This is a genomic window from Streptomyces sp. DH37 (assembly GCF_029813835.1).
GTDB lineage: Bacteria > Actinomycetota > Actinomycetes > Streptomycetales > Streptomycetaceae > Streptomyces.
This window is the reverse complement of the sequence record NZ_JARVKV010000162.1, coordinates 1-514: the sequence shown is the minus strand read 5'-3', so window position 1 is coordinate 514 and position 514 is coordinate 1. Positions and strand designations below refer to the sequence as shown.

1 protein-coding gene is annotated in these 514 nt (G+C 77.0%); it reads left to right on the top strand.

Annotation, left to right across the window (positions count from 1 at the left end; translation table 11 throughout):
• Nucleotides 1–514, top strand: a 514-nt coding sequence (locus QC029_RS30480) for a LysR family transcriptional regulator (RefSeq protein ID WP_279559079.1), incomplete at both ends; no start/stop codon positions are given.

Below are 514 nucleotides of genomic sequence, written 5' to 3'. Positions count from 1 at the left end.
CGTCTGCACGTCGCCCAGCCCGGCGTCAGCGCCCAGATCCGGCAGTTGGAGAGGGAGCTGGGGCAGCCGCGGCTGGACCGCTCCGGCCGCTCGGTGCGCCCCACGGAGGCGGGGGAGGCGGTGCTGCCGTACGCGCGGGCCGCGCTCGCCGCCGTCGACGGCGTGCGGCAGACCGCGGCCGAGTTCACCGGGCTGCTGCGCGGCCGGGTCACGGTCGGGCTGTTCTCGGCCGCGGCCACGCACGACCTCGACGTGGTCTCCGTGCTGGCCGACTTCCACGACGACCACCCGCGGGTCGAGATCTCCCTCACCGAGGACGTCTCGGACCGGATGCTCGCCGCCCTCCGGCACGGCGAACTGGACGTGGCGGTGGTCGGGCTCACCGGCGAGGAGCCGCCGCCCGGCGTCTCCCTCCAGGTGGTCGGCGACGAACCGCTGGTGGCGGCCGTACCGCCGCACGACCCGCTGGCCGGGCGCACGAGCGTGACGCTGGCCGCGCTCGGCGACCGCACCC